Below are 24,542 nucleotides of genomic sequence, written 5' to 3'. Positions count from 1 at the left end.
AACGCGACTCGTATTCGTGTTGACTGACCGGCCGGGGGAGTGTTAGGCCGAAGGCAACAAGCCCACCCGAGGGCCGACTCGATAGTTGGAGAGGAGTTTTATGTTTTCGGCGTCGCGCAATCTCACCCTGGACCGCCGCGGCCTGCTGCTGGGCGGGCTGACGGCAACCGCCGGCGCCGCGGTGGCCTGCGCCGGACAGCCGCTTTTCGCTCAGGCGACCGCGCCAAGGGCAATGCCCGCCAAGGGCGCCAGGCTGGTCTTGCTCGGCACCAAAGGCGGACCGCGCGTAGGCGGCACGCGATCCAATCCCGCCAACGCCCTCATCGTGGACGGCAACGCCTATGTCATCGACACCGGGATGGGCGTGACCGCGCAATATGTGAAGGCCGGGCTGAACCTGGCCGACATCCGGGCGATCTTCATTTCCCACATGCATTCCGACCATGAGCTGGAATTCGGCAATCTGGTCTATAACATGTGGGCAGCTGGCGCATTGCGACGTCCGGTCGAGGCCTATGGTCCGGTCGGCATCGAGGCGATGGCCGCCGATTTCTGGCGTCTCAATCGCATGGACATCGCCACCCGCATGGCCGACGAAGGCCGCGCCGATCCCGCGACGCTGCTGCGCGCGCACGATCTGAAGTCGGGCAGGGGACAGGTCATGTCCGCCGACGGCGTGACCGTCACCGCATTCACCACCCCCCATCCGCCGCTGGACAATCTCGCCTATCGGTTCGACACGCCCTATGGCAGCGTCGTCTATTCAGGCGACACCGCCTATAATCCTGCGCTTGCCGATTTTGCGCGCGGCGTCGACGTGCTGGTGCATGAGGTGCTCTACGTCCCCGGCGTGGATCGGCTGGTGAAGCTTGCCAACGGCACCCCCGCCTTCCGCAACCATCTGATCGAAAGCCACACCACGGCCGAGCAGGTGGGCCAGATTGCGGCGCGGGCCGGGGTCCGGAAGCTGGTACTCAGCCATTTCGTGCCGGGCGACATGGATTGGATCACCGACGCCATGTGGCGGGACGAGGTGGCCAAACATTATAAGGGCGAGATCGTGGTGGGCCGCGATCTCATGGAAATACCGCTGGGATAAAGCGGACGAGAGGATGATGAAGATGCGCAACCGGACCTGCCGGCTGCGCGCACGGGGTCTTGCCGGATGCCTGACGATCGGTCTGCTCATGCCGGGCTGCGCTTTCGCAGCAGCCGGCGACGATGCACGGCCTGCGTCCGGGCAGGCGTCTACCGCCCCGTCGCAGCAGCCCAAACGCGATCCGCTGGCCTCCCCCTTTCCGGCCGAGGCCGACGGACAGGGTCCACGGACCGGTCCCCATTATCTCATGCTGCGCAATGCGGAGGATTGGCGGTTTCTGAAGGATCCCAAGGCCAAACGGGACTGGGCTTCGCCCCTTAAATATATTCCGCTGAACGCGGATGGAAATGTGTCCCTGTCGCTCAACGGCGATCAGCGCACCAGCGTCAGCCTGTCCACCCAGCCGCTGCTGAACGATTCGACCGACCGGATCGAGATGCTCGCGCGCACCACCATCGGCGCGGACCTGCGGATCGGCCCGGCCGTGCGCATCTATGGCGAACTGGCGTCGGGCCAGATCTGGGGCCGCAACGAAAATCGCCATATGCCGATCCAGCAGAACGACCTGATCGTTCAGCAGCTGTTCGGCGAAATCCGCGCGCCGGTCGGTTCGGGCGTGGCCCGCGTGACGATCGGGCGGCAGGAATTTTTCGACGGCCCGCGTTTCATCATCAGCCCCCGCGAAAATCCCAATATCCGCGTTTCGATGAACGGGGCGAGACTGTCGATGGACTGGCGCCGCTTCCGTTTCAGCGCCTTCCATTTCGAACCGACCGAACAGGGCAAGGGCCTGCTGGACGATTCCATCGGCAATGGCGAGACGCTGAGCGGCGTCTATGGCAGTCTGGTGCTGGCCAATGGCCCGATCGCCGGGCGGAAGGGCACGCTGTTTTTCGACCCCTTCTATTATCATTTCGTGGATGAAGACCGCACTCTGGGGCGTATAAGCGGCCGGGACCGGCGCGAAACCTATGGCGCCCGTTTCTGGGGTCAGGTGGGCCGCCTTTCCTTCGACTGGACCGCGCTGAAGCAGGACGGCCGCTTCGGCATCCGCCCGGTCGACGCCTGGGCCGTGAGCACCAATCAGTCGGTCGCGCTGGGCAAGGGAGCCGCCGCGCCCAAGATCGGCTTTCATGCCGATTATGCCTCGGGCGGCGGAACCTTCGACAGCAGGGGCAAGGTCGGGTCGTTCAACTTCCTCTACAATGCCACTGTCATATTCAGCGACGACAATTATGTCGGCGCAGTCAACATGATGGGCATCGCGCCGACCTTTGCCCTGCCGGTCACCGGCAAGCTGCAACTGACGGGCGAGATGGGCTTCTACTGGCGCCCGGACCAGAAGGATGCGGTCTATCGCGGCAATTCGCAGGTCTATGCGGGCACGCAGAATGTCGCGGGCAAGCATGTAGCCAATATCGCGCGACTGAAGGCCACCTGGACGATCGATCCCCATGTCTCGCTCGCGGGCTTCGTCAATTATGTCGACGCCGGAAAGGTCTTACGCCGGGCGGGCTATGGCGATAATCTGTTCCTGGAAACAATGCTGACCCTGCGGTTCTGACGCCGTGGCCTGCCCCGCCTTCCCTGTCGCCCTGCGGGGCGGAAGCTGGAGCCGCCCCGCGCCGGGCGGCCGGGCGTTGGGGGGGAGGACGGGTGATCGAGAACAGGCCCTTGGGCGCGAGGCTGACATATTGCTGCGCCCTGGCCCTGTTCACCAGCGGATATGCGTTGCAGGCGTTCAGCTTTTCGATGCCGGGACTGGTGCAGGACTGGCAGTTGCCGGCGGCGTTGATAGGCCCTTTGCTTGCCTCGGCCCTGATCGGCCTGTTGCCGGGCTATATGTTGGTCGCCCCACTCGCCGACAGGATCGGCGAGCGGCCGGTCATCTGCGCGGCGCTGCTGGGCCTTGCGGGTTCAACGCTTTTCTGCCTGCTGGCCGACGGCTTCCTGCTCTTGGCGCTGGGCCGCTTTGCGACGGGCGTGGCGATCGGCGCAGCCATTCCCGGCGCCGTGTCGATCGCCAGCCAGCAAGGCGCGCCGCGATGGCGCGGCGCGCAGGTGGTGGGCATCTATATTGCCTTTTCTCTCGGCTTTCTGACCGCAGGGCTGGCAAGCAGCTGGCTGGTGCCCCACTGGCACTGGCGGGCGTCTTGGGGGCTGACCCTGCCGCTCGCGCTGGGCGCTGCCGCGCTGTTCCGGATCATGTTGCCGCCCCAAAGGCCAAAGCGGTTGGTTTCGCGTCCGCTGGCGGCCCTGTTTGCGCCACAATGGCGCGTGGGAACCCTGCTGTTCTGGCTCGTATCCTCGATCGGCCTCGGCCTGTTCTATGCGTTGCAGGCCTGGCTGCCGCTACTGTCCACCCGCGGAGGATCCTCCTTCGCGAGCGCCGTTACCGCAACGAGCCTGTTTACGCTGGGCACGGCCCTTGGCGCCGCGCCGATGATCTGGTGGGCCGATCGCATGGGGCCGTTTCGCGCACTCTTGGCGATGAGCGGCCTCGGCCTTGCGGGCATATTGCTGTTGGGCGGCCTTGCCGGGCCGGGCGGTTCCCTCTTCCATGCCGCCGCGCTGCTCGCCGGGATCGGCATTGGCGGCGGGCAGAAAGGCGCCATCGCCGCCGCATCGATCTTTTATCCGCCCGCTCTGCGGTCGACCGGACTTGGCTGGACGCTGGGCATCGGCCGTCTGGGCGCGGCCTGCGGCCCACTGCTTATCGGCTATCTGACCATGCATGATGTCGAAAGCGGGCGCGCCCTGCTCTCCCTCGCCGCGCCGGTGCCGCTGCTGATGCTGGCGGCGTTCTGGCTTCACCGGGCCTATGGTCGCATCGACCTGCCCTCCCCGATCGACGCCCCCTTCCCCTGCAAAGACCAAGAGAAATGATGACCAAAGATCCCCAATCCATCCTGGCCAAAAGCCCGATGCGACCGTTGCAGGTCGCAGCCGTGACGCTCTGCGTCCTGCTTAATGCGCTCGACGGGTTCGACGTGCTGGCAATCAGCTTCGCGTCGCCGGGTATCGCCAGCGAATGGGGAATTGACCGGGCTGCGCTGGGTCTTGTGCTGTCGATGGAGCTGATCGGCATGGCGATCGGGTCGATGCTGCTGGGCAACATCGCCGACCGCGCCGGGCGGCGGCCTACGGTTCTGGGCTGTCTCATCATCATGGCGACGGGCATGGGGCTGGCGACGGTCGCCACATCCGTCGTCAACCTGTCGATCATCCGCTTCGTAACCGGCCTTGGGATCGGCGGAATGCTGGCCTGCACCAATGCCCTGGTGGCTGAATTCGCCAATGACCGGCACCGCAATCTGGCCGTGGCGGTCATGGCGGCGGGCTATCCGATGGGTGCGATCATCGGCGGATCGATCGCGACCGGCCTGCTGGCGCAGGGGCATTGGCGTGACGTCTTCACCTTCGGCGCGACGGTTACGGCGCTGTTCCTGCCGATCGCGTGGATATTGCTGCCCGAATCGATCGGATTCCTGACGCAAAAGCGCGCGCCTGACGCGCTGGAGCGGATCAACCGCACGCTGCGCCGTCTGGGTCATGAGAGCGCCGCGACCCTGCCGCCGCCGCCCGAACGCCGGGCCAAGCCGTCGATCGGCGCGCTTTTCTCCCCCGATCTGGCGCGGGGCACCGTCCTGCTGACCATCTCCTGCTTTTGCCATATCATGACCTTCTATTTCATCCTGAAGTGGATACCGAAGATCGTCGTCGACATGGGCTATGCCCCTGCCAAGGCGGGGGACGTTCTGGTCTGGGCCAATGCGGGCGGTCTTGCGGGCGCGATGCTGCTCAGCTTCCTGACTTATGTCGTGGGCGTGCGCGTGCTGGTGATCATTGCCATGCTGGCCTCCACCGTGATGGTGTCGCTCTTCGGCCAGGGGCAGGAAACTCTGGCGGGGCTGGCCATGATCGCCGCCGCCGCCGGCTTTTGCACCAATGCGGGCGTCGTGGGTCTTTACGCGCTGTTCGCCAGGGTCTTCCCCACGGCGGTTCGAGCGGGCGGCACCGGCTTCGTCATCGGGATCGGCCGGGGCGGCGCCGCGTTGGGACCCATCGTCGCAGGCCTTCTGTTTCAGGCGGGTGTGGGGCTGTCCCATGTCGCCATCCTCATGGCGATGGGATCCTTGATCGGCGCGGGCGCCCTGCTGCTGCTCAAGGAGCGCCCGGTCGCCTCCCCCACCTGAACCTGCGGCCTCAAGGCAGTTCCGGGTCCAGCATCGGATCGCGGCCCATGAACAGCTCGGCCACCAGCCTGCGCAGCCATTGCGAGCCAGGATCATTGTGGCTGCGCCGGTGCCAGAGTTGCTGGAGCGGGATTTCCGGCGCCTCGAACGGCAGACGCAGAAACTGCAAAGGAGCAAGCCGGGTATAGACGCGCCCCACCCCCAGCGGCACGGTCGCGACCATGTCCGATCGGGCGACCAGCAGCGGCACGGTAATGAAATGAGGTGATCGCAGCACCGTCCGTCGGTGCAGGCCCAGCGCGCGCAACTGCCGTTCCAGCACTTCCTGGCTACGTCCCTGCTGCTCGACCACCACATGGTCGGCCGCCAAAAAATCGTCGAGCGTCATGACGGCCGCGCCATTGCCCCATCCGGCGCGAACCAGACAGCCGAACCCCTGCCGGAACAAGGTCTGGGTGAACAGGCTCTCGCCCTCCAGGCCCAGAAAAAAGCCCAGCGCAAGATCGACCGATCCAACCGCCAGCCCTTGCCGCAGCTCCGCCGGGGGCAGGTTGACCGAACGCACCTGCACGCCCGGCGCCCGTTCACGCAGCGCGGCGACCAGGTCAGGCAGGAAGGTCAGCTCTCCCAGATCGGACAGGGCAATGGTGAAGCAGCGGTCCGATTGCAGCGGGTCGAAAGGCGCGGCGATCATGATCTCCGACCGGACCGACGCCATCACCTTCATCACTGGTTCGGCCAGCCGCTCCGCAACCAGCGTGGGGACCATCTCATTGCCCTGCCGGACGAACAGTTCATCCTCGAACTGCGCCCGCAACCGGCGGAGCGCCAGGCTGACGCCCGGCTGGGTCGTTCCCAACGCCCGCGCGGCCCCCGATACGCTGCGGTGGGTGAACAGCGCTTCCAGCACGCGCAGCAGATTAAGGTCCATGCCATCCATAATCAAACGATATACAGTCTATACGATTTATTTCCGATGATAATATCCCATCCAGCTGGTAAAAATCCGGTTCGCAGCCCCGGTCAGCGGGGCCATGTCTGGAGAGAGATGAAGTGACCGAACCCCTGCCCGCTGGGGCACCCTGGCCCCGCAACGCCTGGTATGTAGCCTGCACGCCGGACGAATTGGCGAAAAAGCCCCTTGGCCGCACCATTTGCGGGGAGCGCATGGTCTTCTATCGCGGCAAAGACGGTCAGATGACCGCGCTGGAGGATTTCTGCCCCCATCGCGGCGCACCCCTTTCGCTGGGTTTCGTGCGCGATGGCAATCTGGTCTGCGGCTATCATGGACTGACCATGGCCTGCACCGGCCATGCGGCCAGCATGCCGGGCCAGCGCGTCAAGAATTTCCCTCCCATTCGCGCCTTTCCGGTGATCGAACGCTATGGTTTCATCTGGGTCTGGCCCGGCGATGCGGAGGTAGCCGACCCGGCGAAGCTGCATCATCTGCCATGGGCGGAGAGCGATGAATGGGCCTATGGCGGCGGCCTGTTTCATATCGCCTGCGATTACCGGCTGATGATCGACAATCTGATGGACCTGACGCACGAAACCTATGTTCACGCGTCCAGCATCGGCCAGCGCGAGATTGACGAGGCGCCGGTCAGCACCCGCGTCGAAGGGGAGGAAGTCGTCACCAGCCGGACTATGCCCGCCGTGTCCGCGCCGCCCTTCTGGCGCATGGCGCTGCGCTGCGCGGGCTTGCCGGAGAATGATCTGGTCGACCGCTGGCAGATCTGCCGTTTCAGCCTGCCCAGCCATGTGATGATCGAGGTGGGCGTCGCGCTGCAAGGGCAAGGCGGCTATGACGCCGATCCGAAGCTGAAGGCATCGAGCATCGTCGTCGACTTCATCACGCCGGAAACCGAGCATAGCCACTGGTATTTCTGGGGCATGGCGCGCCAGTTCGCGGTGGATGATCCGACGGTGACCGACGCCATCCGCGAAGGACAGGGCAAGATCTTCAGCGAGGATCTGGCCATGCTGGAGGAGCAGCAGAAAAATCTGCTTCGTCATCCCGAGCGTCGTCTGCTGAAGCTCAACATCGACGCGGGCGGCGTGCGTTCGCGCATGATGATCGACCGCGCCATTGCAGGCGAGCAGGGTAGCGAGCAGGCTGCGGCAGAATAATGGTTTTCGCTCCACCGCCACCTCGCTTCCCAGCGAGGCGGAGCGTGCAATCCATTCCCAGAACGCCGGCACCCTGCTTCCGAACGACCTGATGACCGCATGGGATTTCTTGCGGCGCCGGGCCTTGCGAACGAGGTTAAGATCCTGTTGATGATCATTTTGGGAAACGTCTTTACAGTCCTTGCCTAAGTCACTGATTGAATTGTCTTTGTGATCATCCCTTGCAGTGGTAGGAAGTCTTCCGGTTCCGATGCGGAAGACTGCCGATGGACAAGAAACTGGCAAGCGAAAGCAATTCCGAGCAGAAGGCGCTGGCGGCGCGGTGGAGCATTGCTGCCGAAGCGATCGAAGCTCTGGCCGGTGCCCGATCGGTGGACGCCGTCACCAACGTGCTGCGGGCGTTTGCCCGGAGGGCGGTGGGGGCGGATGGAATCGCCATCGTCCTTCGCGATGAAGATCAGTGCCATTATATCGCCGAGGATGCGATGGAGCCACTCTGGACGGGGCAGCGCTTTCCGATCGGCAACTGCGTATCGGGCTGGGCCATGGAACATGAGCAGACGGCCGTGATCGCGGATATTTTCGATGATCCTAGGGTGCCGGTCGACGCCTATCGCACCACCTTTGTCCGTTCCATGCTGATGGTGCCGATCGGCCGGGTCGAACCGATCGCCGCAATCGGGGCCTATTGGTCGGAGGCAGGGCAGCCGACCGACAATGAGATCGCCTTGCTGGAGGCGCTGGCCCGTTCCGCGTCCATGGCGCTTGAACATACGCGCCTGTCGCGCCGCGCGGAACGCTGAAGGCCCCTTCTTCTTTGCGAACGGCGAAGGCCGTGGCTTAACTGCGACCGCCGATGGAAAACTCCGACAGCAGATGCGCCAGCCTTTCGACCGCGGCCTGGCCATTGTGCAAGGCATCGGTCATCGCACTCTCCACGACGCTGGCGACGAACTGGGACGGCCCCGCGTAAGCGAGAGACCAGGTGACGAACCGGCGGTGCGCATAATCCCCCAGCGCAAGCGTCCGGACATCGGAATGACGCGCATCGCGCAGGATGCTTGCCTTCAGCGCCTCGATCGCCACTGCTTCGCCTTCGATATATTGCGCGAAGCTGCGTCCGGTGAACAGGAGCGCTCCCGTCACGCCGAGAGATTGGTTGCGGGCGATCGATATCTTCACGATATCACCAACCCGGTCTTCCGCTTCATCCCCGATCAACCGGCTTGCGCTAACATACAGCCATCGCTTCAGCATCGGATGACATTGGCAAGTCGTTGGAAAATGTAAAGGCAAGACGCATGGTGGGGTCCATTGATGCGCCTTGCCTTTACCCCGACCGTCCCCGGGGGAGGACATGATCTCCCGAAACTCAGGCTACGCCGGGCTGGTTAATCCGCCCTTGCGCAATTGCCCGTAGAAATACGGTAAGCGCGGCTAAGCCCCGCGCAAGATTCTGATTTTACTGAGCGGGCCGATCCTCAGGAGACCGCGATGGCCGAAAACAAGGGAGAGACATCCGTTTCCGGATGCAATAATCCGCCCCCCCCTCTCCGTCCAAGATCCATTACCTCAACCTCGAGGGACCGCCTGGGCAACCATTTCGCGGTCAGCGCATTTATAGCAGATTGAGGACTGCCATGTTCGGTACGAACGGAAAATGTCCGGTCTATGTCGTCGATGACGATCGCAGATTGCGCCAACATCTGGTTCAGCTTCTGCGGATGGGGGATTATGCACCCACGCCCTATTCCTCGGAGCAGGATTTTACCGACTCCATCGGCTTTCTCGATTCAGGAATAGCGCTGATAGAATTAAGACTGATGCATGCCCCCATGGACCTGTTTTCCCGGCGTCGCGACATATCCGTGATCGTCACCTCCGAGAATGGCGACATTCCCACGGCCGTACGGATGATCCAGCAAGGCGCGATCGATTTTCTCGAAAAGCCCTTTACCGATGCCATGCTTCTCAAGGCGCTGACAAACGCACGAACTTTGCTGAAAGAGAGGGCCGCTGCGCAGGAAAGGCGAGCCTCCGCGGAGGCGCATCTGCAAAGCCTGACGAAGCGGGAACTGGATGTGATGCGCGCCCTCAGCGTCAGCCGAAGCAACCAGATCGTTGCCGATCAGCTCAATCTCAGCATCAGAACGGTGGAAATGCATCGCGGTAGAATCATGAAGAAATTCGGCGCCACGCGCTTCGCCGATGTCCTGCGCAGAATATTCGAGGCCGGCCTTGAAAACAGCAATGGCGCCGGACGATGAGCTTACAATCCTATCGTAATTTCGCTTTCATCCTCGTCATGATGATCGTTACCATCGCCGTCATATATACTGAGAAATAGGATCCAGCGACGGCGCTAAACTTTTGCGGCGGGATGAGCCATACAGGCCAGCGTTCCCGCCAACACCAACGCACCGGCCAGAATGAGCGGCGCAACCAGACCACCATGGCCGACAAGAAAGGCGCCCGCGGCCGCTCCGGCAAAGATGGCAAGGACGCTGCCAAGGCGGCGCGCCCAGTTCGGGTTGCTTCCGCCGGCAGGGCCTGAGTCCGCCGCAAGCCCAGTCAGCGTCAGCGTCAGCACGGTGGTCGTCAGGTCGGGAACCTTCAACTGCCGGATCGTGGCGTTGCGAAATCCCATGGCAAGGCCGGTCAGCGCTATGATCGCATAAAGGCTGACGCCCGGCGTCTGGCTGGCGATATCAAAGTCCCAGGCGACAGCGGCCGCGACCCAGAGCAGTGCCGCCTCGACCAATGCGGCTACCAGCAGCCATCTGCGCAGCGACACACCTGCATGATGCTTCCCCACCCGCCCCGCGACCAGCGCGCCGGTCAGAAATGCAACGATCGCGGCGAGATAGGGGGCAACATGGAAACCGGCCGTGCCGGCCGCGGCAAAGCCAAGAAAAACGATGTTGCCGGTCATGTTGGCGGTAAATACCTTGCCCAATCCCAGGACGCTGATCGCGTCCACCATGCCGGTGGTCACTGAAAGCAGGAGGAGCAGCCACAAAAGCGGCGCGGCGGGGGGCGTGTCGTTGGGCATGGGATTCTCCCGATGGCTTTGTGGTCCTGACCTTTACCTGCCCGCGCTGGACGGCGGCATCCGAATAAGATCGTCGGTCTTGTTCTATTTACTGGAACATGGCTCAGAAGCGGAAATTGCTTTCCAGACCCAGCATGGCAAGGGTTTTGGCAGGCCCGGTCTGGCGAAGGAAGGCGCCGGGCGCGAAGGCGGACAGCGACGCCGACAATTCCCATTCCGCCGTCGCCTGCCAGGCCATGGTCGCTTCGGCCTGTTTGCCGATGAAGCGGGGGCGACTGTCGCCGGCGGCGCGGATGAGATGGCCGGGTATGTCGTAGACGCCGTCGCCCCTGCTTGCGCGCCAATAGGCCATCGCGGCGAGGCTGGCGGTCACGCCGCCGCCCAGATCGCCGCTGATGCGCGGATTGAGGCTGATGATGTTCGACGGGCCGATGGGAGAAAGCTCGCCGAAATATTTGCCCTTGGGGAAAAGCGGGTTGAAGGTGCCGAGCTTGCCGTCACCCGCCTTGCGGTCTCCGCTAACGACGTTGAAGCGCAATGTGGCGTCGGGCACCAGCGGCAGGGTGGGGAAACGGCGGCCAAACTCCATGCCCATCGTCCAGGCAGCGATCCGCTGGCCCTGATAATGGCCGAATTGCACGACCCCCTCGACATTCCAGTGCCATGCACCCCGCAAACCGTAGGATCTCAGGCCGATACTGTGGCGAACTTCCCGCCCTTCCAGCCCGCCGAATGTCGCGGCGCGATTGCGGTAGCCCAGATAATAAAGGTCCAGTTCCGGCAGCGCGGCATAGGTGCCCCACAGCGTCCTGTCATGCGAGGTCGCATCGTCGAAATCGCCCGGACCGGGCTGGACCGGCTTCATCGCAAGCAGGCTGATCCTCGCCTTGCCCACCGCCATGTCGGCGCGAACGCCGTCGAAGGCGAGCGGGACATTGGGGCCATAGCGGGTGCCGATCAGCCGCTCCGTGCCCAGGGAGAGCATTTGCCGCCCCGCGCGGAGCGTCACCGGACCCAGATCCGCCTCGATAAAGCCTTGCAGCAGGTCGATCCGGCTCTGGTCGATCGGGCTGGATGAGGGTTCCACGCCCACGGCATAGGTGGCGATCGGCTGAACGAAGGCGCGCATTTTCCCGGCATGCAGGTCGGCATAGGGCATGGCGCGCAGCCAGAGATAGGAATCGTCGGGCGCTTCGGCACCGCCCCAGAGATTATTGTCGTAGCTTTCGCTGCGGGCGCGCAGTTCAATGCCGGTGGAGAGCCACGCATCGTTACCCAGCGGGATATATTTGAACGACCCGGTCCAGTGATGGGCGCGTTTTTCGGCGTCCGCGAGGTCGGACCAGTCCTCCTCATAACGGGTGATGCTGAGCGTCGGCGCCTGCCATGCCTCGCGCTGCTGGGCATGGACGGGCCATGGCAGCAAAGCGAGGCAGGACAGGATCGCCTTACGCATCGGCCTGTTGCCGCTGCGCGAGCATGGCGAGGGCGATGAAGCCGCCGATGAGGCCGATATGTTCGAAAAAGGCGTTGGTGGCCATGAAGCGCTCCTGCCCCGCCATGGTCCAGAAAGCGTTGGCGGTGAAGGCCGCGAACAGGGTGAAGACGCCCAGCATCCCCGCACCCAGCCAGACCAGACGGCCGGTCAGGATCAGCAGCGGGCCGATCAACTCGACGAGAATCGTAAGCGCGGCCCAGAACGCGGGCGGGGTCATGCCGAAATGAGCCTGCTCCGCAACGGCGCCCTGCCAATCGGTGAGCTTGACGATCCCGCCCAACAGATAGGCGCTGGTGAGGGCGAGCCGGGCGAGGAACAGGGTGGGACGCCATGCAAGGATAGCGGCGACGAAACGCGGGGCGCGGCTCATGATGCGCTCCCATGGATTTCGGCGATATAACCGCCGGGGAAGCGGACGATAGTGCTCTGGCGGCCGCCTTCTTCATGCGGCGCGACCAGCGTTTCGACGCCCGCCGCCTTTGCCTTGTCCATCGTGGCGGCAAGGTTCGTCACCGCATAGCCGGTCATGTCGCGGCCATAGGGCCAGGGGAGTTGCCCGTCGGACACGATGACGCTCATCCCGCCATAGCCGGAGGTGAGGCGAATGCGGCGGTAGTGCTTGCCCGGCTGGCCGATCTCCTCACCGGGCGCGGCCTTGTCGTCGGACAGGATCTTCGCATGGGCAAAGCCGCTCCACTGCCGGACGAAGCGGTCGGCGGCATCGGCGGTCAGGTAGATGCGATTTTCCGGTACGGTGGCAAGGGCGGGATAGTTGGGCCTGGCGGTGTGCCAATAGAGCTGCATGTTCACGCCGCCCGCCCATTGCACGACCACATCGCGGCCGATCGGATCAGGAAAGGTGGTGATGAGGCGGGTCGCGCCATGGCTGACGGCGGATGCCACCGCCTTGTCCATGTCAGACACCAGATAGCCGGTCCGCTCTGCGCCGAAGGGCGCGGGCACGGGGGTCAGGAAGCCGAAGACGGAGATGGTGCCCGCCGGGGTCAGAGCGAGTTGCGACTTGGTCTGGCTGGCGGTGGGGGTGACCTGAAACACGCCCAGCCTGCTGGTGGTGCCGCCAAAGGTCGCGGTGAAGCTGGCGATGAAGCGGTCGAACTCTTCCGGCGCGACATAGACATGGGTGGTATCATATTGTGGACCGACCGAGAAGTCAGGGGATCGGGCGGACGCGGCGATGGGGCTGATGGCGACCAGTGCGGTGGCCATCATCAGGGTGATGCGGTTCATGGGCGTTACTCCGGCCAGGGGGAGACAGGGTGGATTGGGCTTGTGGAGCTATCTCTACAGGGGGACAGCCTCGCCAATAATCCGAATAATATCGATGCTTTGTTTCGAGATTTTGGAAAAGGGTTCCTTCTCCCTCGGAGGGAGAAGGATAGCGAACCTTGCTGAAGGAAGCGGAGCCAGGCGGAGACGACCAGCCCTCTCCCGCAAGGGGGAGAGGGAGAACGGGATCACACCGCCCAGCAGCCGCATCCGAGGCTGCCCCAGAAGCTCTGGACGTCGGCGGCGGGAACCTGAGCGCCGAGCGCGGCGGCATGGTCATGGCCATGGACGTTGCAGGAGGAGGCGCAGCCGCAGGCCGAAGCCAGCTTCTTGGCCGTCTCCTCCTTCCGATAATAGCCGCCGAAGGTCGCGACCGGCGACCAGTCGGGCATGGCCTTGGGCGCTTGTGGCGCGATCGGGCCATAATCGCCCTCGCCATAGACGACCTTCCCGCCCAGCACGGTCAGGACCGAACGCAGATGGGCGATCTCATCCTCCGGCACCGTAAAATAATCGTCGGAGAGCAAGGCAAGGTCAGCCAGTTGGCCCGCCTTGATCTGCCCCTTCTTGCCGACCTCGTTGGAGAACCATGTGTTCTTCTCGGTCCACAGGCGCAGCGCCGTCTCGCGGTCCAGCCGGTTGCGCACCGGATAGAGCGCCAGCCCGCCGACCGTCTTCGACGTTACCAGCCAGCTCAGCGACACCCAGGGATTATAGCTGGCGACACGGGTGGCGTCCGTGCCCGCGCCGACCGGCAGGCCCGCCGCCATCATCCGCCTGATCGGCGGGGTGGCTTCGGCGGCCTTTGCGCCGTAGCGCTCGACGAAATATTCGCCCTGAAAGGCCATGCGGTGCTGCACGGCAATGCCGCCACCCAGAGCCGCGATGCGGTCGATATTGCGCGGGCTGATCGTTTCGGCATGATCGAAGAACCAGTTGAGACCATTGAGCGGAATGTCGCGATCGACCTTCTCGAACACGTCCAGCGCCCGCGAAATCGTCTGGTCATAGGTGGCGTGCATGCGCCAGGGCCAGCGACGCTCGGCCAGCAGGCGGATGACGGGTTCCAGATCGCCCTCCATTTCCGCCGGCATGTCGGGACGGGCGACGCGGAAATCCTCGAAATCGGCTGCGGAATAGACCAGCATCTCGCCCGCGCCATTGTGCCGGTAGGTGTCGTCGCCATCGCCCGGTTTGATCTTCGTCGACCAGTTGGCGAAATCCTTCAGCTCCTCCTTCGGCTTCTGGGTGAAGAGATTATAGGCGATGCGCAGCGTCAGCTCGCCATCCTTGTGCAGCTTGTCGATGACCTCATAGTCGTCGGGATAATTTTGCGACCCGCCGCCCGCGTCGATGACGCTGGTGACGCCGAGCGAGTTCAGTTCCCGCATGAAATGTTTGGTGGAATTCAGCTGATATTCGGGCGGCAGCTTCGGCCCCTTGGCCAGCGTCGCATAGAGGATCGTCGCATTGGGCTGGGCGAGCAGCAGGCCGGTGGGATTGCCCTGCGCATCGCGGACGATCTCTCCCCCCGGCGGGTTGGCCGTATCCTTGGTATAGCCCACCGCCCGCAGCGCCGCCGCGTTCAGCAGCGCGCGATCGTAGAGGTGGAGGATGAACACCGGGGTATCGGGCGCGGCGGCGTTGATCTCGTCAAGGGTCGGCAGGCGCTTTTCGGCGAACTGATGCTCGGTAAAGCCGCCGACGACGCGGACCCATTGCGGCGGCGGGGTGATGGCGGCCTGCTTCTTCAGCATCGCCATGGCGTCGGCCAGGGTCGGCACGCCTTCCCAGCGCAGTTCCATGTTATAATTGAGACCACCGCGAATGACGTGGATGTGACTGTCGATCAGGCCTGGAATGAGGCGGCGGCCCTTCGCGTCGATCACCTGCGCGTCGGGGCCGGCCGCGGCGCGGACCTGCGCCTCGCTGCCGACCGACAGGAATTTGCCGTCACGGATCGCCACCGCCTGCGCCACCGGATTCTCGCGGTCCAGCGTCGTGACCTTCGCATTGGTGATGATGAGGTCCCTGGGGGGCATCGCGAAACTCTCCGAAGCGGTCAGAAGGGCGGTGGTGGCGGCGCTCATAAGCGCCTGGCGGCGGGTGATAAGGCTCATGGAGCGGGTCTTTCAATATGGGGGGCGACCTGATGGATGAAAGGGATGATCTGTTCCCCCATCAGGATGCCCGCCAGGCCGATCAGCGCAATGACGGGCGGGGCAGGCGAACGGACGCCAAGCAGGCTGTAGACAATCCCCACAAGCAATCCGGCGCCGAGCGAGAGAAAACAGGCTTTCATGGGGCAGTTCCTCAGACGGGAATGAGGGGAGCCGCTTCTGGAGCGGCTCCCGCACTATTGGCTCAGTGGCCGCCTTCGGAAGCGCCGAACATCGTCTTGGCATAGGTGATCCCCAGGCCATAGGCGCCGCCCCACTTGCGGGCGATGCCGGTCGTCATGTCGTAGGTTTCGGTGCGCGCCCAGTCGCGCTGGAGTTCGAGCAGATATTGCAGCGAGGTGATCGGACGGGCGCCCGCCTGGACCATGCGCTCCACGGCGCGCTCATGGGCCTCCTCCGAAATGTCGCCGCTGGCGTCGGTGATGACATAGACTTCAAAGCCCTGTTCCAGCGCCGAGAGGACGGGGCCGACGATGCAAACGCTGGTCCAGAGACCGGCAAACACCAGCCGCTCCTTGCCGATGCGATTCACTTCCTCGATGACGGCGGCGTCTTCCCAGGTATTCATGCTGGTGCGGTCGAGCATCGGCTGATTGTCGAAGGCTTCAGTGATCTCGCTGAACATCGGGCCGGAAAAGCTCTTTTCCGCGACGGTGGTGAGGATGGCAGGCACCTTGAAACCGGCGGCGGCGTTGGACACCAGCGCGGCATTGTTGCGCAGCAGCTCCGGTGCGATCGACTTGGTGGCGAAGGCCATTTGCGACTGGAAATCGATCAGGACCAGCGCGTGATTGCTGGGCGAAAGCAGGGCCTTGGCGGGGGTCGGGGTGGCGGTGATGGTCATGTCATTCTCCCTGTTGGATCGTCGTGGTGAGTGGGTGAAGACAGAGATAGCGGGAAGGGATGATCCCAGTAATCCGGATAAAATGGATCAATCTTTTCGAAAATTCCGAAATGATGCACCGTTCAGCGCCGTGCCTCCTGCCGCGCCAGCCGCCTGCCCGTCACCAGCGTCTGGCCGATGAACAGGATGATCAATATGACCCCGACCGTGCCCACGAAAATGTCGAAGCCCGACCAAGGGCCGAAGAGGCCCGGACCAAAGCCCAGTTTCATCATCATCAACGTCAGCCCGATCAGCATGAACCGCAATTCGGTCGGTCCGGCGGAGAGGTAGGACAGTTTGAACTCCCCCAGTACCCGCGCCGAAAGATAGGCATGGATGGAGAGCAGCAGATAGCCGGCGAGCGCGACCAGCGCGACGTCCATCGTTACGAACGGGCTGAGACCCATGCCCGCCAGGATCAGCAGCACCACCAGCCCGTCGCAGCTATGATCGATGAAATAGCCGTAGGAGGGCCGCTCTATCCGCCGATAGCGTGCCAGGCTGCCGTCCATCGAGTCGCCGAACCACTGCACCACATAGCCCGCGATCGCGAGAATCAGCCAGCCCGATCCGAAATTGCTCGCCGCATAGCCGCCGAAGGTCATGAGCGCGCCGATCACGCCCAGCAGCGTCAGCAGATCCGGCGTGACCCAGCCCGGCATGCGGCTGCAAAGCCAGGTGAGGAGCTTCCGCTCGGCATCAGCCAGAAAATTCTGCTGAATTCGGTCGAGCCCGGCCGAGGGACTCTGTAATGGATCTGTCATAGGGCCTTATCGGGGAACAAGCGCCCCACGGCAACGGCAGACTGACGGGATGAGACGAAACCGCGCCTTGTGCCGGGCCTTGCGGCGACCATGAAGAGGGAAATCGCGCTTTTTGCGCCATCATTTTGACAGGGACCGCTGATCGGCGCATGGGCACGGCATGCAGCTTGCCCGTTTCGACATCGACCTCTTCCTGCGCGACCATTGGCAGAAAAGCCCTCTGCTGATCCGCAATGCCTGGACGCGATGGCGCAATCCGCTGGAGCCGGACGAACTGGCCGGTCTCGCTTGCGAAGAAGGGGTGGAATCCCGCCTCATCGTCCGCGACGGCGATGCGCTGACGCTGGAAAACGGGCCGCTGCCGGACTCGCGCTTCGGCGAACTGGGCAGCGGCCCCTGGGCCCTGCTGGTGCAGGCGGTCGACCATCATGCGCCCGACGTCGCCGCGCTGATCGAGCCGTTCCGCTTCGTGCCCGACTGGCGCATCGACGATGTGATGGTCAGCTACGCCACCGACGGCGGCGGGGTCGGGCCGCATTATGACCAATATGACGTGTTTCTGGTGCAGGGGCTGGGACGGCGGCGCTGGCGCGTCGGGCCGAAATGCGATGCCGCGACGCCGCTGCTGCCGCATGAGGATTTGCGCCTGATCGCGGATTTCGAGGCGACAGGCGACTGGGTGCTGGAACCGGGCGACATTCTCTATGTCCCGCCGGGCTATGCCCATGACGGCGTGGCGGTGGGCAGCGATTGCATGACCTATTCGATCGGTTTTCGCGCGCCCTCCCGCGCCGAACTGGTCGAGGGTTGGGCCGAGCATCAGGCCGATGCCATGGCGGAGGATGAGCGCTACGCCGACCCGGACCTGACGGTTCAGCCGCATCCCGGCGAGATCAGCGCATCGGCCATCGACCGGCTGCATGCGATGGCCCTCGACGCGCTGGCCGATCGCGACGCCTTTGCCCGCTGGTTCGGGCTGCACAACAGCCTGCCCAAATATGCCGAGACGGACTGGCGCCCGGAGCAACCGATCGGGCAGGAGACGGTGCGGGCGCTGCTGAGGCAAAGCGTGCCGCTCAGCCGCAACCCGGCCAGCCGCTTCGCCTTCATCCGGGGGCAGGACGGCGCGCTGACCCTGTTCGCAGATGGCCGTGGCTTCGACTGCGCGGGCGACAGTGCCGCGCTGGCGGAGGCCCTCTGCGCCGGATCGTCCCTTGGCGTCGATCCCGCGCTGGCGGGGTCGGCGCCGGTCCTGACGCTGATCGCGGCGCTGATCGATCAGGGCAGCCTCGCCTTCGAGGAGGACTGACCGCGATGGCGCTGATCCTGTTCAACAAGCCCTATGGCGTGCTCTGCCAGTTCACGGATGAAAGCACCGGCCCGGCGCGCCCGACGCTGGCGGCCTATGTCGACCGGCCCGGCGTCTATCCGGCGGGGCGGCTCGACCTCGACAGCGAGGGCTTGCTGCTGCTGACCGACGACGGCCGCTTGCAGGCGCGGATCGCCGATCCGCGCTTCAAGACGCCCAAAACCTATCTGGTGCAGGTGGAGGGCGATCCGGACGAGGCGGCGCTGGAGGCGTTGCGGCGCGGCGTGCGGCTGAAGGACGGCCCTACCCTGCCCGCGCAGGTCGAGCGGATCGACGATCCGGCGCTCTGGCCGCGCGATCCGCCGGTGCGCTTCCGCAAGAGCGTGCCCGATTGCTGGCTGCGGCTGACGATCCGCGAGGGGCGCAACCGGCAGGTGCGGCGGATGACGGCGGCGGTGGGCCATCCTACGCTGCGGCTGGTGCGGTGGCGCATCGGGGACTGGACGCTCGACGGTCTTGCGCCGGGCCAGTGGCGCCCTGAGGCGACAGCCGGTCAGTAGGCTGGGTGGCGACAGCCGGTCAGTAAGTCAGGCCCAGACAGAAATCCTTGAGCGCCCGTGCATCGTGCAGCGCATTGTGCGGCGTCCGGCTGTTCGCGGCGGAGCTGAAGCCCGCGGCATTGACCCACTCCAGCCGAAGCCCGTTGAGCGTGATCATGTCCGCCGGCCCCTTGACCAGCAGGTGGCAGAAATAGCCCAGATCGTCCGGCCAGTCCGCCACGACGACCGGATCGGTGTCATGCGCCAGATAGGCCTCGATATGCTGCGCCGCCTCCACGCGGTTCAGCTGATGATCGATTCCCTCCGGCACGAAACGCAGATAGGGGATGACATTCTGCTGCACCCACGGGTGGATCTTCTCGGGAAGCGGCAGCGAGACGTAGAAATCCTGATCGCCAAATTCGGGAACGAGCGCCAGGCTGATCAACTCTCCGCCAAAGCCGTTGAATTCGGTGTCCAGAAAATATCGCAACTCGAAAAACGCTTTCTGATAAGGGAGCGAGACTCGCCAACCGGGCCGCTATGACGCCGCCTTGCCCGATCGTAAACCCCGCACGGGACATGGCGCATCACGGTCCGATGGCCTAAAGGGGCAAGCGTGCCACAGCCCCGGCCGGACGAGATTGAAGGAAAGTCATGCAGCCACGCGAATATATCGGAACGGCGGAGGTTCCCGGCGGCCAGCCGCTGACGCTCTATCGGCGCGGGCGGGATTTCATGATCGTCCTCGACAATAACGAGTTGATGAGCAGCCGCATGAGCGGGTCGGAGGAGGCGCTGGCCAACATGACCTGCCAGCGCCTGCTGAGCCGCAAGGCGCAGCATTGGCTGATCGGCGGCTATGGCATGGGCTTTACCCTGCGCGCCGCGCTCGCCGCGCTGGATGCTACGGCGCAGCTGACCGTGGCCGAGCTGGTGCCGGAGATCATCGCATGGGCGCGGGGTCCGATGGCGGAACTGGCGGCGGGCTGTCTCGACGACCCGCGCGTGCGGCTGATCGACGACGACGTGGCGAATGTCATCGCCGCAGCGAAGGGGCAATATGACGCGATCCTGCTGGACGTGGACAATGGCCCGGACGGCCTTGTGCGGCAGGCGAACGACCGGCTGTATTCGGCGCAGGGGCTGTCGGCGGCGGTCGCCGCGCTGAAGCCCGGCGGCGTGCTGGCGATCTGGTCAGCCGCGCCCGATGCGGCCTTCGCCCGTCGCCTCGCCCAGACCGGCCTTGCCGTCGACGAGGTCAGGGTCCGCGCCCGCAGCAACGGCAAGGGTCCGCAGCATGTCATCTGGTTCGCGCAAAGAAAATCACGACCCCAGCAGCAGCCTCAGCCCAAGCAGCAAAAATCACGCCATCGATGAAGGATGGCGGGCCGGTGACGCGATCGTACAGCCATCGGCCCAAGGGCGGGATCGTCCGAATGCGGATGCCCAGTTCGGTATGGGAGATCTGCATCAAGGCGATAGGCGCACTGGGGAATCTGCCAGACCGACATGGCTGATTCTGCTATCGCAAGCCTCCCGGCGACATCGGCGTTGAGATTATCCCCACCCGTCTTCAGGATAACGGCCGCCGCCAATCCATATATGCGTGGGCGCCGGGCAGTGGCAGACTCCATCCGCAGCGCGGCGGCCGGGTCGTTCGGCGATCCGCCGCAGGTGATGAAAAAGCGTTAGCGGATCGTCACGCATCGCTTCCGCCACGATGGCATGCGCGGCAAGGATGATCTGAGCGGGACAGGCGATGCGTAACTCTACCTATAGCGCCCGATCCGGGCCTGACCGAAAATCCGGCGCAGAAATCTGGAGACGGGGACCGCGTCATGCGCCTTTTGCTCAGCAGCTTCGGCCTTGCGATAGCCCTGTTCGCCGTCAGCGCCTCTGCGCAGACGGTCGACCCGCATGCCGGGCATCACCCGGCCGATAACGCAACGACAGGCGCCCGGCCGGCAGATGTGCCCTGCCCCTGCCCGATGATGACCCGCCATGGAATGAGCAAGCCGATGCCGGGGGCGAGGCCTTCGGACGGCAAGGACCACATGAAGCATTGCAGGGACATGCCCCAGCCAGATCATGATGCAGGAGATGGACGATGACCGACTACCGTTCGCTGATTCCCTTTGGCCGTGGCAACCTGTTGCGCGGCGGCTTTGACCCCTTTGCCGATTTCCGCAAGGAGATGGACCGGCTGGTCGAGGATTTCGGCCGGGGCTGGCCGTCCGCCCCGGCGGGCGACGGCAAGGCTTTCCTGATTCCCAAGGTCGACATTGCCGAAACCGACGCAGGGCTGGAAATGACCGCCGAACTGCCCGGCTTCGATGAGAAGGATGTGTCGCTGGACATCCATGAAGGCATGCTGACCATCAGGGCCGAGCATAGGGACGAGCGCGAGGAGAAGGACGACAAGAAACATTATCATCTGGTCGAACGCAGTCAGGGGAGTTTCCTGCGCCGCTTCGCCCTGCCGTTCGAGGCGGATGCGGACAAGGCCAGCGCGCATCTGGAGAAAGGGCTGCTGAAGGTCGTCGTTCCCCGACTCGCCACCGAAGCGAAGAAGCCCCGGCAGATTCCGGTCGGGGCCAAATAGGACGGTGCTCCCGGAACGATACGGGCAGGCAATGATCCTCGCATGATGTTATAGCAGGGGGAATGAAACGCATCGCGCTCTGGCTGTTGCCGCTGGCGCTGCTGGCGGCGGCGGCGCTCTGGTGGCTGCTCGACGGACGGGCGCGGGAGGTGATGCTCGCGCCCGTCCGCATGGGGGATGCCGTGGAGCTGGTCTATGCCACCGGCTTTGTCGAGGCGGAGCATCCCGTTGCCGTCGCCGCCCGCCTGACCGCCCCCGTTCGGCAGGTGCTGGTCGATGAAGGCGACCCCGTCCGGCGTGGTCAGCCGCTGATCCTGCTGGATGACGGGGAACAGCGCCATGCGCTGCAACAGGCGCGGGCGCAGGCGCGCGTGGCAGCGCAGGACGAGCGCCGGACGCTGGCCCTGTTCGCCAAGGGCTGGGTCACCCGCGCCGCCCGCGATTCCGCGGTGGCGGCGGCCGACAGCGCCAGGGCGGCGGAGCAAAGCGCCGCGGCGCGGCTGGACCAGATGGCGGTGCGATCGGGCATGGACGGCATCGTCCTGCGCCGCGACGTGGAGCCGGGCGATCTGGCCGTACCCAGCCGGACGCTGATGACCTTGGGCGATCCCGCCCGCATCCGCATCACCGCCACGGTGGACGAGCGCGACGTGCCGCGCATCCGTCCCGGCCAGCCCGCCCTCATGTCGAGCGACGCCTGGCCCGGCCGGGTGCTGCGCGGCCATGTTCGCGAAGTGACGCCGGGCGGCGATCCTGAACAGCGCGCCTTTCGCGCCCGGATCGTGACCAGCGACGCCATGGCCCTGCCGCTCGGCCTGACGCTGGAGGTCAACATCATGACCCGTCATGCGGCCCGGACGCTGCTCGTCCCCGCAGGCGCGATCGAAAATGGCCATGTCTGGGTCGTGCAAGAGGGGCGCGCCCATGCGAAGCCCGTGCGAACCGGCATTGCAGGGTCGGATGCGGTCCAGATCGTCTCCGGCCTGTCGCGAGGGGAAAAGGTCGTTGCCCGGCCGGAAGGCAAGCTCACCGAGGATATGCGCGTGCGGGCGGCGCGATGACCGGGCAGTTGGGGCTGCTGGCGGGGATTGCGGTCCGGCATCTCATGGGACGCAGGCGCCAGACGCTGGTGGCGGTGAGCGGCGTCGCGGTGGGCGTCGGCTTTTTCCTCGCCGTGTCGGCCATGATGATCGGCAGCCAAAACGACTTCATCAAAACGCTGATCGACGCCGCGCCGCACATCATCATTTCCGACGAACTGCGCAGCCCGCCGCCGCAGCCGGGCGTGCGGGCCTATCGGGGCGCTGCCGTCGACCTGCGCCACTACAAGATCCGCAACGAGGTCCGGGGCCTCAAGGGTTGGCCCGAAATATTGCGCGCCGTCAATGCCGAGCCGGGCGCCATCGGATCGCCCAGCCTGACCGGCGCCGTCACCCTGCGCAGCGGCGGACGGGAGGAAGCGCTGACCGTGATCGGCGTCGATCCCGCGATCGAGGAGAAAGTGAGCACGATCAGCGAGCAATTGCGCATGGGCCATTTGCGCGATCTGGAAAGCACGCAGGGCGGCATCATCATCGGGGAGGGAATGGCGCAGCGGCTTGGCCTTGGCATGGGCGACATCGTCGGCGCCACATCGGCGTCGGGCAAGAGCCGGTCGCTGCGCATCGTCGGCCTGTTCAAGCGCGGCCAGAGCCAGCTTGGCCCATCGGCGGGCTATGTGCTGCTGCGCGAGGCGCAGTCGCTGCTCGGACGCCCCTTCGTCATCAACCGCATCGGCGTGCGCCTTGCCGATCCCTATGGCGCGCAGCCGATCGGCCAGCGGCTGGAGAAGCGCTTTTCCTACAAGGCGGAAAGCTGGCAGGAGCGATCGGCCGATTTCCTCTCGCTGCTCGTGACCCGCAACGTCATCATGTACAGCGTCGTGTCGGCGATCCTGCTGGTCGCCAGCTTCGGCATCTATACCGTCGTGTCGAACAGCGTCACCGACAAGCGCCGGGACATCGCCATCATGCGCTCCATCGGCTTTTCGGAGCGCGACCTGCAACTGGTCTTCGTGTTCGAAGGGCTGGCGCTGGCGGTGATCGGCATCATGGCGGGATGGCTGCTGGGCTATGGGCTGATGGCGATATTGGGGTCGCTGAAATTCCCGATCGCGGGGGAGGACCGCAACCTGCCGCTCGATCGGTCCGCCCGGCAATATGCCATCGCCGCTGCCGCCTCGCTCTTTTCCGGGGTGATCGCCGCCTGGCTCCCGGCGCGCAAGGCGGCGCGGGTCGATCCGGTCGACATATTGCGGGGCGCGGTATGAGCGCGATCATCGAGGCAAACGGACTGTCGCGCGAACTGGCCGGAACGCCGCCGGTGATGCTGGTGACGGGCGTTTCGCTGACGATCGAACCGGCCAGCTTCGTCGCCATCGTCGGGCCTTCGGGCTGCGGCAAATCCTCGCTGCTCTATCTGCTGGGGCTGCTGGACAGGCCGACGGACGGGTCCGTGCTGTTTCAGGGCCGGGACATGAACCTGCTCGACGGCGACGCCCGCGCCCATATCAGGCTGGCGAGCTTCGGCTTCGTGTTCCAGTTCCATTTCCTGCTGCCCGAATTCACGGCGCTGGAAAATGTGATGCTGCCGATACGCAGGCTGGGCCGCCTCCGCCAGGCAGAAGCGCGCGACAAGGCGCAGGCCCTGCTGGAAGGGATGGGCCTTGGCGCCAAGTCGGGCAAGACGCCCGACCGGCTGTCAGGCGGGGAACGGCAGCGCGTTGCCATCGCCCGCGCCATTGCCAATGATCCGGCGCTGATCCTGTGCGACGAACCCACCGGCAATCTGGACAGCCAGAACAGTGCCCGGGTTGTCGATCTGTTCCGCAGCCTCGCCCACGATCAGGGGCGAGCCATCGTGTGCGTGACCCATGACGCCGATGTCGCCGCCGCGGCCGACATGCAGATTTCGATGCTGGACGGGCGGATCAGCGAAACGAGCGTCCGGGCGCGCTGA

Annotated in this window: 24 protein-coding genes and 2 pseudogenes; 15 read left to right on the top strand and 11 right to left on the bottom strand. The window is 64.7% G+C overall.

Features of this window, described 5'->3' with window-relative positions; genetic code table 11:
- The first annotated feature begins 100 nt into the window (after positions 1 to 100).
- From ACFC3J_RS01175 to ACFC3J_RS01160, 4 genes are all read left to right on the top strand, one after another.
- Complete coding sequence (locus ACFC3J_RS01175; protein ID WP_375194382.1) at positions 101 to 1,099, top strand: MBL fold metallo-hydrolase; 999 nt, start codon at positions 101 to 103, stop codon at positions 1,097 to 1,099.
- Positions 1,100 to 1,112: 13 nt separating this feature from the next.
- Complete coding sequence (locus ACFC3J_RS01170; RefSeq protein ID WP_375194381.1) at positions 1,113 to 2,663, top strand: alginate export family protein; 1,551 nt, start codon at positions 1,113 to 1,115, stop codon at positions 2,661 to 2,663.
- A 92-nt stretch (positions 2,664 to 2,755) separates the two neighbouring features.
- Complete coding sequence (locus tag ACFC3J_RS01165) at positions 2,756 to 3,985, top strand: MFS transporter (RefSeq protein ID WP_375194380.1); 1,230 nt, start codon at positions 2,756 to 2,758, stop codon at positions 3,983 to 3,985.
- On the top strand, positions 3,985 to 5,295 hold the full coding sequence (locus ACFC3J_RS01160) for an MFS transporter (RefSeq protein ID WP_375194393.1): 1,311 nt from the start codon (positions 3,985 to 3,987) through the stop codon (positions 5,293 to 5,295). Before ACFC3J_RS01165 ends, ACFC3J_RS01160 begins: the two co-directional genes overlap by 1 nt.
- Positions 5,296 to 5,305: 10 nt before the next feature.
- Here ACFC3J_RS01160 and ACFC3J_RS01155 read toward each other — a convergent pair whose 3' ends face one another.
- On the bottom strand, positions 5,306 to 6,226 hold the full coding sequence (locus ACFC3J_RS01155) for a LysR family transcriptional regulator (RefSeq protein ID WP_375194379.1): 921 nt from the start codon (positions 6,224 to 6,226) through the stop codon (positions 5,306 to 5,308).
- A gap of 122 nt (positions 6,227 to 6,348) precedes the next feature.
- On the opposite strand from ACFC3J_RS01155, the gene ACFC3J_RS01150 reads away from it, so the two are divergent.
- Both ACFC3J_RS01150 and ACFC3J_RS01145 read left to right on the top strand, forming a co-directional pair.
- Entirely contained in the window at positions 6,349 to 7,425 is a 1,077-nt protein-coding gene (locus ACFC3J_RS01150; RefSeq protein ID WP_375194378.1) for a Rieske 2Fe-2S domain-containing protein, read from the top strand.
- Positions 7,426 to 7,691: 266 nt separating this feature from the next.
- Positions 7,692 to 8,207, top strand: a pseudogene (locus ACFC3J_RS01145) (GAF domain-containing protein); the annotation flags it as partial.
- Between the two features lie 58 nt (positions 8,208 to 8,265).
- Here the strand turns inward: ACFC3J_RS01145 and ACFC3J_RS01140 are convergent.
- Positions 8,266 to 8,682: a BLUF domain-containing protein gene (locus ACFC3J_RS01140; RefSeq protein ID WP_375194377.1), complete on the bottom strand. Its 417-nt coding sequence runs from the start codon at positions 8,680 to 8,682 to the stop codon at positions 8,266 to 8,268.
- 383 nt (positions 8,683 to 9,065) lie between these two features.
- On the opposite strand from ACFC3J_RS01140, the gene ACFC3J_RS01135 reads away from it, so the two are divergent.
- Positions 9,066 to 9,692 (top strand): response regulator transcription factor, encoded by a 627-nt coding sequence (locus ACFC3J_RS01135; protein WP_375194376.1) that lies wholly within the window; start codon positions 9,066 to 9,068, stop codon positions 9,690 to 9,692.
- Positions 9,693 to 9,787: 95 nt separating this feature from the next.
- Here ACFC3J_RS01135 and ACFC3J_RS01130 read toward each other — a convergent pair whose 3' ends face one another.
- From ACFC3J_RS01130 to ACFC3J_RS01095, 8 genes and pseudogenes are all read right to left on the bottom strand, one after another.
- The gene (locus ACFC3J_RS01130; protein WP_375194375.1) at positions 9,788 to 10,477 is read right to left on the bottom strand and encodes a YoaK family protein; all 690 of its coding nucleotides are present in this window, start codon (positions 10,475 to 10,477) and stop codon (positions 9,788 to 9,790) included.
- A 103-nt stretch (positions 10,478 to 10,580) separates the two neighbouring features.
- The gene (locus ACFC3J_RS01125) at positions 10,581 to 11,933 is read right to left on the bottom strand and encodes an alginate export family protein (RefSeq protein WP_375194374.1); all 1,353 of its coding nucleotides are present in this window, start codon (positions 11,931 to 11,933) and stop codon (positions 10,581 to 10,583) included.
- Complete coding sequence (locus ACFC3J_RS01120) at positions 11,926 to 12,345, bottom strand: DoxX family protein (RefSeq protein ID WP_375194373.1); 420 nt, start codon at positions 12,343 to 12,345, stop codon at positions 11,926 to 11,928. The genes ACFC3J_RS01125 and ACFC3J_RS01120 overlap by 8 nt, the downstream gene beginning before the upstream one ends.
- Positions 12,342 to 13,223, bottom strand: coding sequence for a glyoxalase (locus ACFC3J_RS01115; RefSeq protein ID WP_375194372.1), 882 nt, complete (start codon positions 13,221 to 13,223; stop codon positions 12,342 to 12,344). The genes ACFC3J_RS01120 and ACFC3J_RS01115 overlap by 4 nt, the downstream gene beginning before the upstream one ends.
- Positions 13,224 to 13,450: 227 nt before the next feature.
- The gene (locus ACFC3J_RS01110) at positions 13,451 to 15,352 is read right to left on the bottom strand and encodes an amidohydrolase (RefSeq protein WP_375194392.1); all 1,902 of its coding nucleotides are present in this window, start codon (positions 15,350 to 15,352) and stop codon (positions 13,451 to 13,453) included.
- A 53-nt stretch (positions 15,353 to 15,405) separates the two neighbouring features.
- Positions 15,406 to 15,564, bottom strand: a pseudogene (locus tag ACFC3J_RS01105) (DUF1427 family protein); the annotation flags it as partial.
- Between the two features lie 62 nt (positions 15,565 to 15,626).
- Positions 15,627 to 16,286: a hydrolase gene (locus ACFC3J_RS01100; RefSeq protein WP_192668236.1), complete on the bottom strand. Its 660-nt coding sequence runs from the start codon at positions 16,284 to 16,286 to the stop codon at positions 15,627 to 15,629.
- Positions 16,287 to 16,408: 122 nt separating this feature from the next.
- Positions 16,409 to 17,092 (bottom strand): CDP-alcohol phosphatidyltransferase family protein, encoded by a 684-nt coding sequence (locus tag ACFC3J_RS01095; RefSeq protein ID WP_375194371.1) that lies wholly within the window; start codon positions 17,090 to 17,092, stop codon positions 16,409 to 16,411.
- Positions 17,093 to 17,252: 160 nt separating this feature from the next.
- On the opposite strand from ACFC3J_RS01095, the gene ACFC3J_RS01090 reads away from it, so the two are divergent.
- Entirely contained in the window at positions 17,253 to 18,401 is a 1,149-nt protein-coding gene (locus tag ACFC3J_RS01090) for a JmjC domain-containing protein (RefSeq protein ID WP_375194370.1), read from the top strand.
- A gap of 5 nt (positions 18,402 to 18,406) precedes the next feature.
- On the top strand, positions 18,407 to 18,961 hold the full coding sequence (locus tag ACFC3J_RS01085; RefSeq protein WP_375194369.1) for an rRNA large subunit pseudouridine synthase E: 555 nt from the start codon (positions 18,407 to 18,409) through the stop codon (positions 18,959 to 18,961).
- A 19-nt stretch (positions 18,962 to 18,980) separates the two neighbouring features.
- On the opposite strand, the gene ACFC3J_RS01080 is transcribed toward ACFC3J_RS01085, so the two are convergent.
- A complete protein-coding gene (locus tag ACFC3J_RS01080) occupies positions 18,981 to 19,433 on the bottom strand; it encodes a 3'-5' exoribonuclease (protein ID WP_192668240.1) in 453 nt (150 codons plus the stop codon).
- 164 nt (positions 19,434 to 19,597) lie between these two features.
- On the opposite strand from ACFC3J_RS01080, the gene ACFC3J_RS01075 reads away from it, so the two are divergent.
- The 6 genes from ACFC3J_RS01075 to ACFC3J_RS01050 all read left to right on the top strand — a co-directional run bounded on the left by ACFC3J_RS01075 (position 19,598) and on the right by ACFC3J_RS01050 (position 24,542).
- A complete protein-coding gene (locus tag ACFC3J_RS01075) occupies positions 19,598 to 20,320 on the top strand; it encodes a spermidine synthase (protein ID WP_375194368.1) in 723 nt (240 codons plus the stop codon).
- Positions 20,321 to 20,781: 461 nt separating this feature from the next.
- A complete protein-coding gene (locus ACFC3J_RS01070; protein WP_375194367.1) occupies positions 20,782 to 21,054 on the top strand; it encodes a hypothetical protein in 273 nt (90 codons plus the stop codon).
- Positions 21,051 to 21,545, top strand: coding sequence for an Hsp20/alpha crystallin family protein (locus tag ACFC3J_RS01065; protein ID WP_375194366.1), 495 nt, complete (start codon positions 21,051 to 21,053; stop codon positions 21,543 to 21,545). Before ACFC3J_RS01070 ends, ACFC3J_RS01065 begins: the two co-directional genes overlap by 4 nt.
- Positions 21,546 to 21,607: 62 nt before the next feature.
- The gene (locus tag ACFC3J_RS01060; protein WP_375194365.1) at positions 21,608 to 22,606 is read left to right on the top strand and encodes an efflux RND transporter periplasmic adaptor subunit; all 999 of its coding nucleotides are present in this window, start codon (positions 21,608 to 21,610) and stop codon (positions 22,604 to 22,606) included.
- On the top strand, positions 22,603 to 23,853 hold the full coding sequence (locus ACFC3J_RS01055; protein WP_375194364.1) for an ABC transporter permease: 1,251 nt from the start codon (positions 22,603 to 22,605) through the stop codon (positions 23,851 to 23,853). Before ACFC3J_RS01060 ends, ACFC3J_RS01055 begins: the two co-directional genes overlap by 4 nt.
- A complete protein-coding gene (locus tag ACFC3J_RS01050; RefSeq protein WP_375194363.1) occupies positions 23,850 to 24,542 on the top strand; it encodes an ABC transporter ATP-binding protein in 693 nt (230 codons plus the stop codon). The genes ACFC3J_RS01055 and ACFC3J_RS01050 overlap by 4 nt, the downstream gene beginning before the upstream one ends.

Origin of the sequence: Sphingobium sp. (genome assembly GCF_041987595.1) — a bacterium.
Lineage (GTDB): Bacteria > Pseudomonadota > Alphaproteobacteria > Sphingomonadales > Sphingomonadaceae > Sphingobium.
The sequence above is the reverse complement of the archived record's forward strand: the minus strand, read 5'-3'. Positions and strand labels throughout refer to the sequence as shown.

Coding starts and splice junctions, on each gene's coding strand:
- ACFC3J_RS01115 (WP_375194372.1), bottom strand. CDS start 13,223: ATGAACCGCATCACCCTGATGATGGCCACCGCACTGGTCGCCATCAGC.
- ACFC3J_RS01090 (WP_375194370.1), top strand. CDS start 17,253: ATGCAGCTTGCCCGTTTCGACATCGACCTCTTCCTGCGCGACCATTGG.
- ACFC3J_RS01085 (WP_375194369.1), top strand. CDS start 18,407: ATGGCGCTGATCCTGTTCAACAAGCCCTATGGCGTGCTCTGCCAGTTC.
- ACFC3J_RS01175 (WP_375194382.1), top strand. CDS start 101: ATGTTTTCGGCGTCGCGCAATCTCACCCTGGACCGCCGCGGCCTGCTG.
- ACFC3J_RS01075 (WP_375194368.1), top strand. CDS start 19,598: ATGCAGCCACGCGAATATATCGGAACGGCGGAGGTTCCCGGCGGCCAG.
- ACFC3J_RS01140 (WP_375194377.1), bottom strand. CDS start 8,682: ATGCTGAAGCGATGGCTGTATGTTAGCGCAAGCCGGTTGATCGGGGAT.
- ACFC3J_RS01170 (WP_375194381.1), top strand. CDS start 1,113: ATGATGAAGATGCGCAACCGGACCTGCCGGCTGCGCGCACGGGGTCTT.
- ACFC3J_RS01060 (WP_375194365.1), top strand. CDS start 21,608: ATGAAACGCATCGCGCTCTGGCTGTTGCCGCTGGCGCTGCTGGCGGCG.
- ACFC3J_RS01055 (WP_375194364.1), top strand. CDS start 22,603: ATGACCGGGCAGTTGGGGCTGCTGGCGGGGATTGCGGTCCGGCATCTC.
- ACFC3J_RS01135 (WP_375194376.1), top strand. CDS start 9,066: ATGTTCGGTACGAACGGAAAATGTCCGGTCTATGTCGTCGATGACGAT.
- ACFC3J_RS01125 (WP_375194374.1), bottom strand. CDS start 11,933: ATGCGTAAGGCGATCCTGTCCTGCCTCGCTTTGCTGCCATGGCCCGTC.
- ACFC3J_RS01100 (WP_192668236.1), bottom strand. CDS start 16,286: ATGACCATCACCGCCACCCCGACCCCCGCCAAGGCCCTGCTTTCGCCC.
- ACFC3J_RS01120 (WP_375194373.1), bottom strand. CDS start 12,345: ATGAGCCGCGCCCCGCGTTTCGTCGCCGCTATCCTTGCATGGCGTCCC.
- ACFC3J_RS01095 (WP_375194371.1), bottom strand. CDS start 17,092: ATGACAGATCCATTACAGAGTCCCTCGGCCGGGCTCGACCGAATTCAG.
- ACFC3J_RS01050 (WP_375194363.1), top strand. CDS start 23,850: ATGAGCGCGATCATCGAGGCAAACGGACTGTCGCGCGAACTGGCCGGA.
- ACFC3J_RS01155 (WP_375194379.1), bottom strand. CDS start 6,226: ATGGACCTTAATCTGCTGCGCGTGCTGGAAGCGCTGTTCACCCACCGC.
- ACFC3J_RS01160 (WP_375194393.1), top strand. CDS start 3,985: ATGACCAAAGATCCCCAATCCATCCTGGCCAAAAGCCCGATGCGACCG.
- ACFC3J_RS01070 (WP_375194367.1), top strand. CDS start 20,782: ATGCGCCTTTTGCTCAGCAGCTTCGGCCTTGCGATAGCCCTGTTCGCC.
- ACFC3J_RS01065 (WP_375194366.1), top strand. CDS start 21,051: ATGACCGACTACCGTTCGCTGATTCCCTTTGGCCGTGGCAACCTGTTG.
- ACFC3J_RS01130 (WP_375194375.1), bottom strand. CDS start 10,477: ATGCCCAACGACACGCCCCCCGCCGCGCCGCTTTTGTGGCTGCTCCTC.
- ACFC3J_RS01110 (WP_375194392.1), bottom strand. CDS start 15,352: ATGAGCGCCGCCACCACCGCCCTTCTGACCGCTTCGGAGAGTTTCGCG.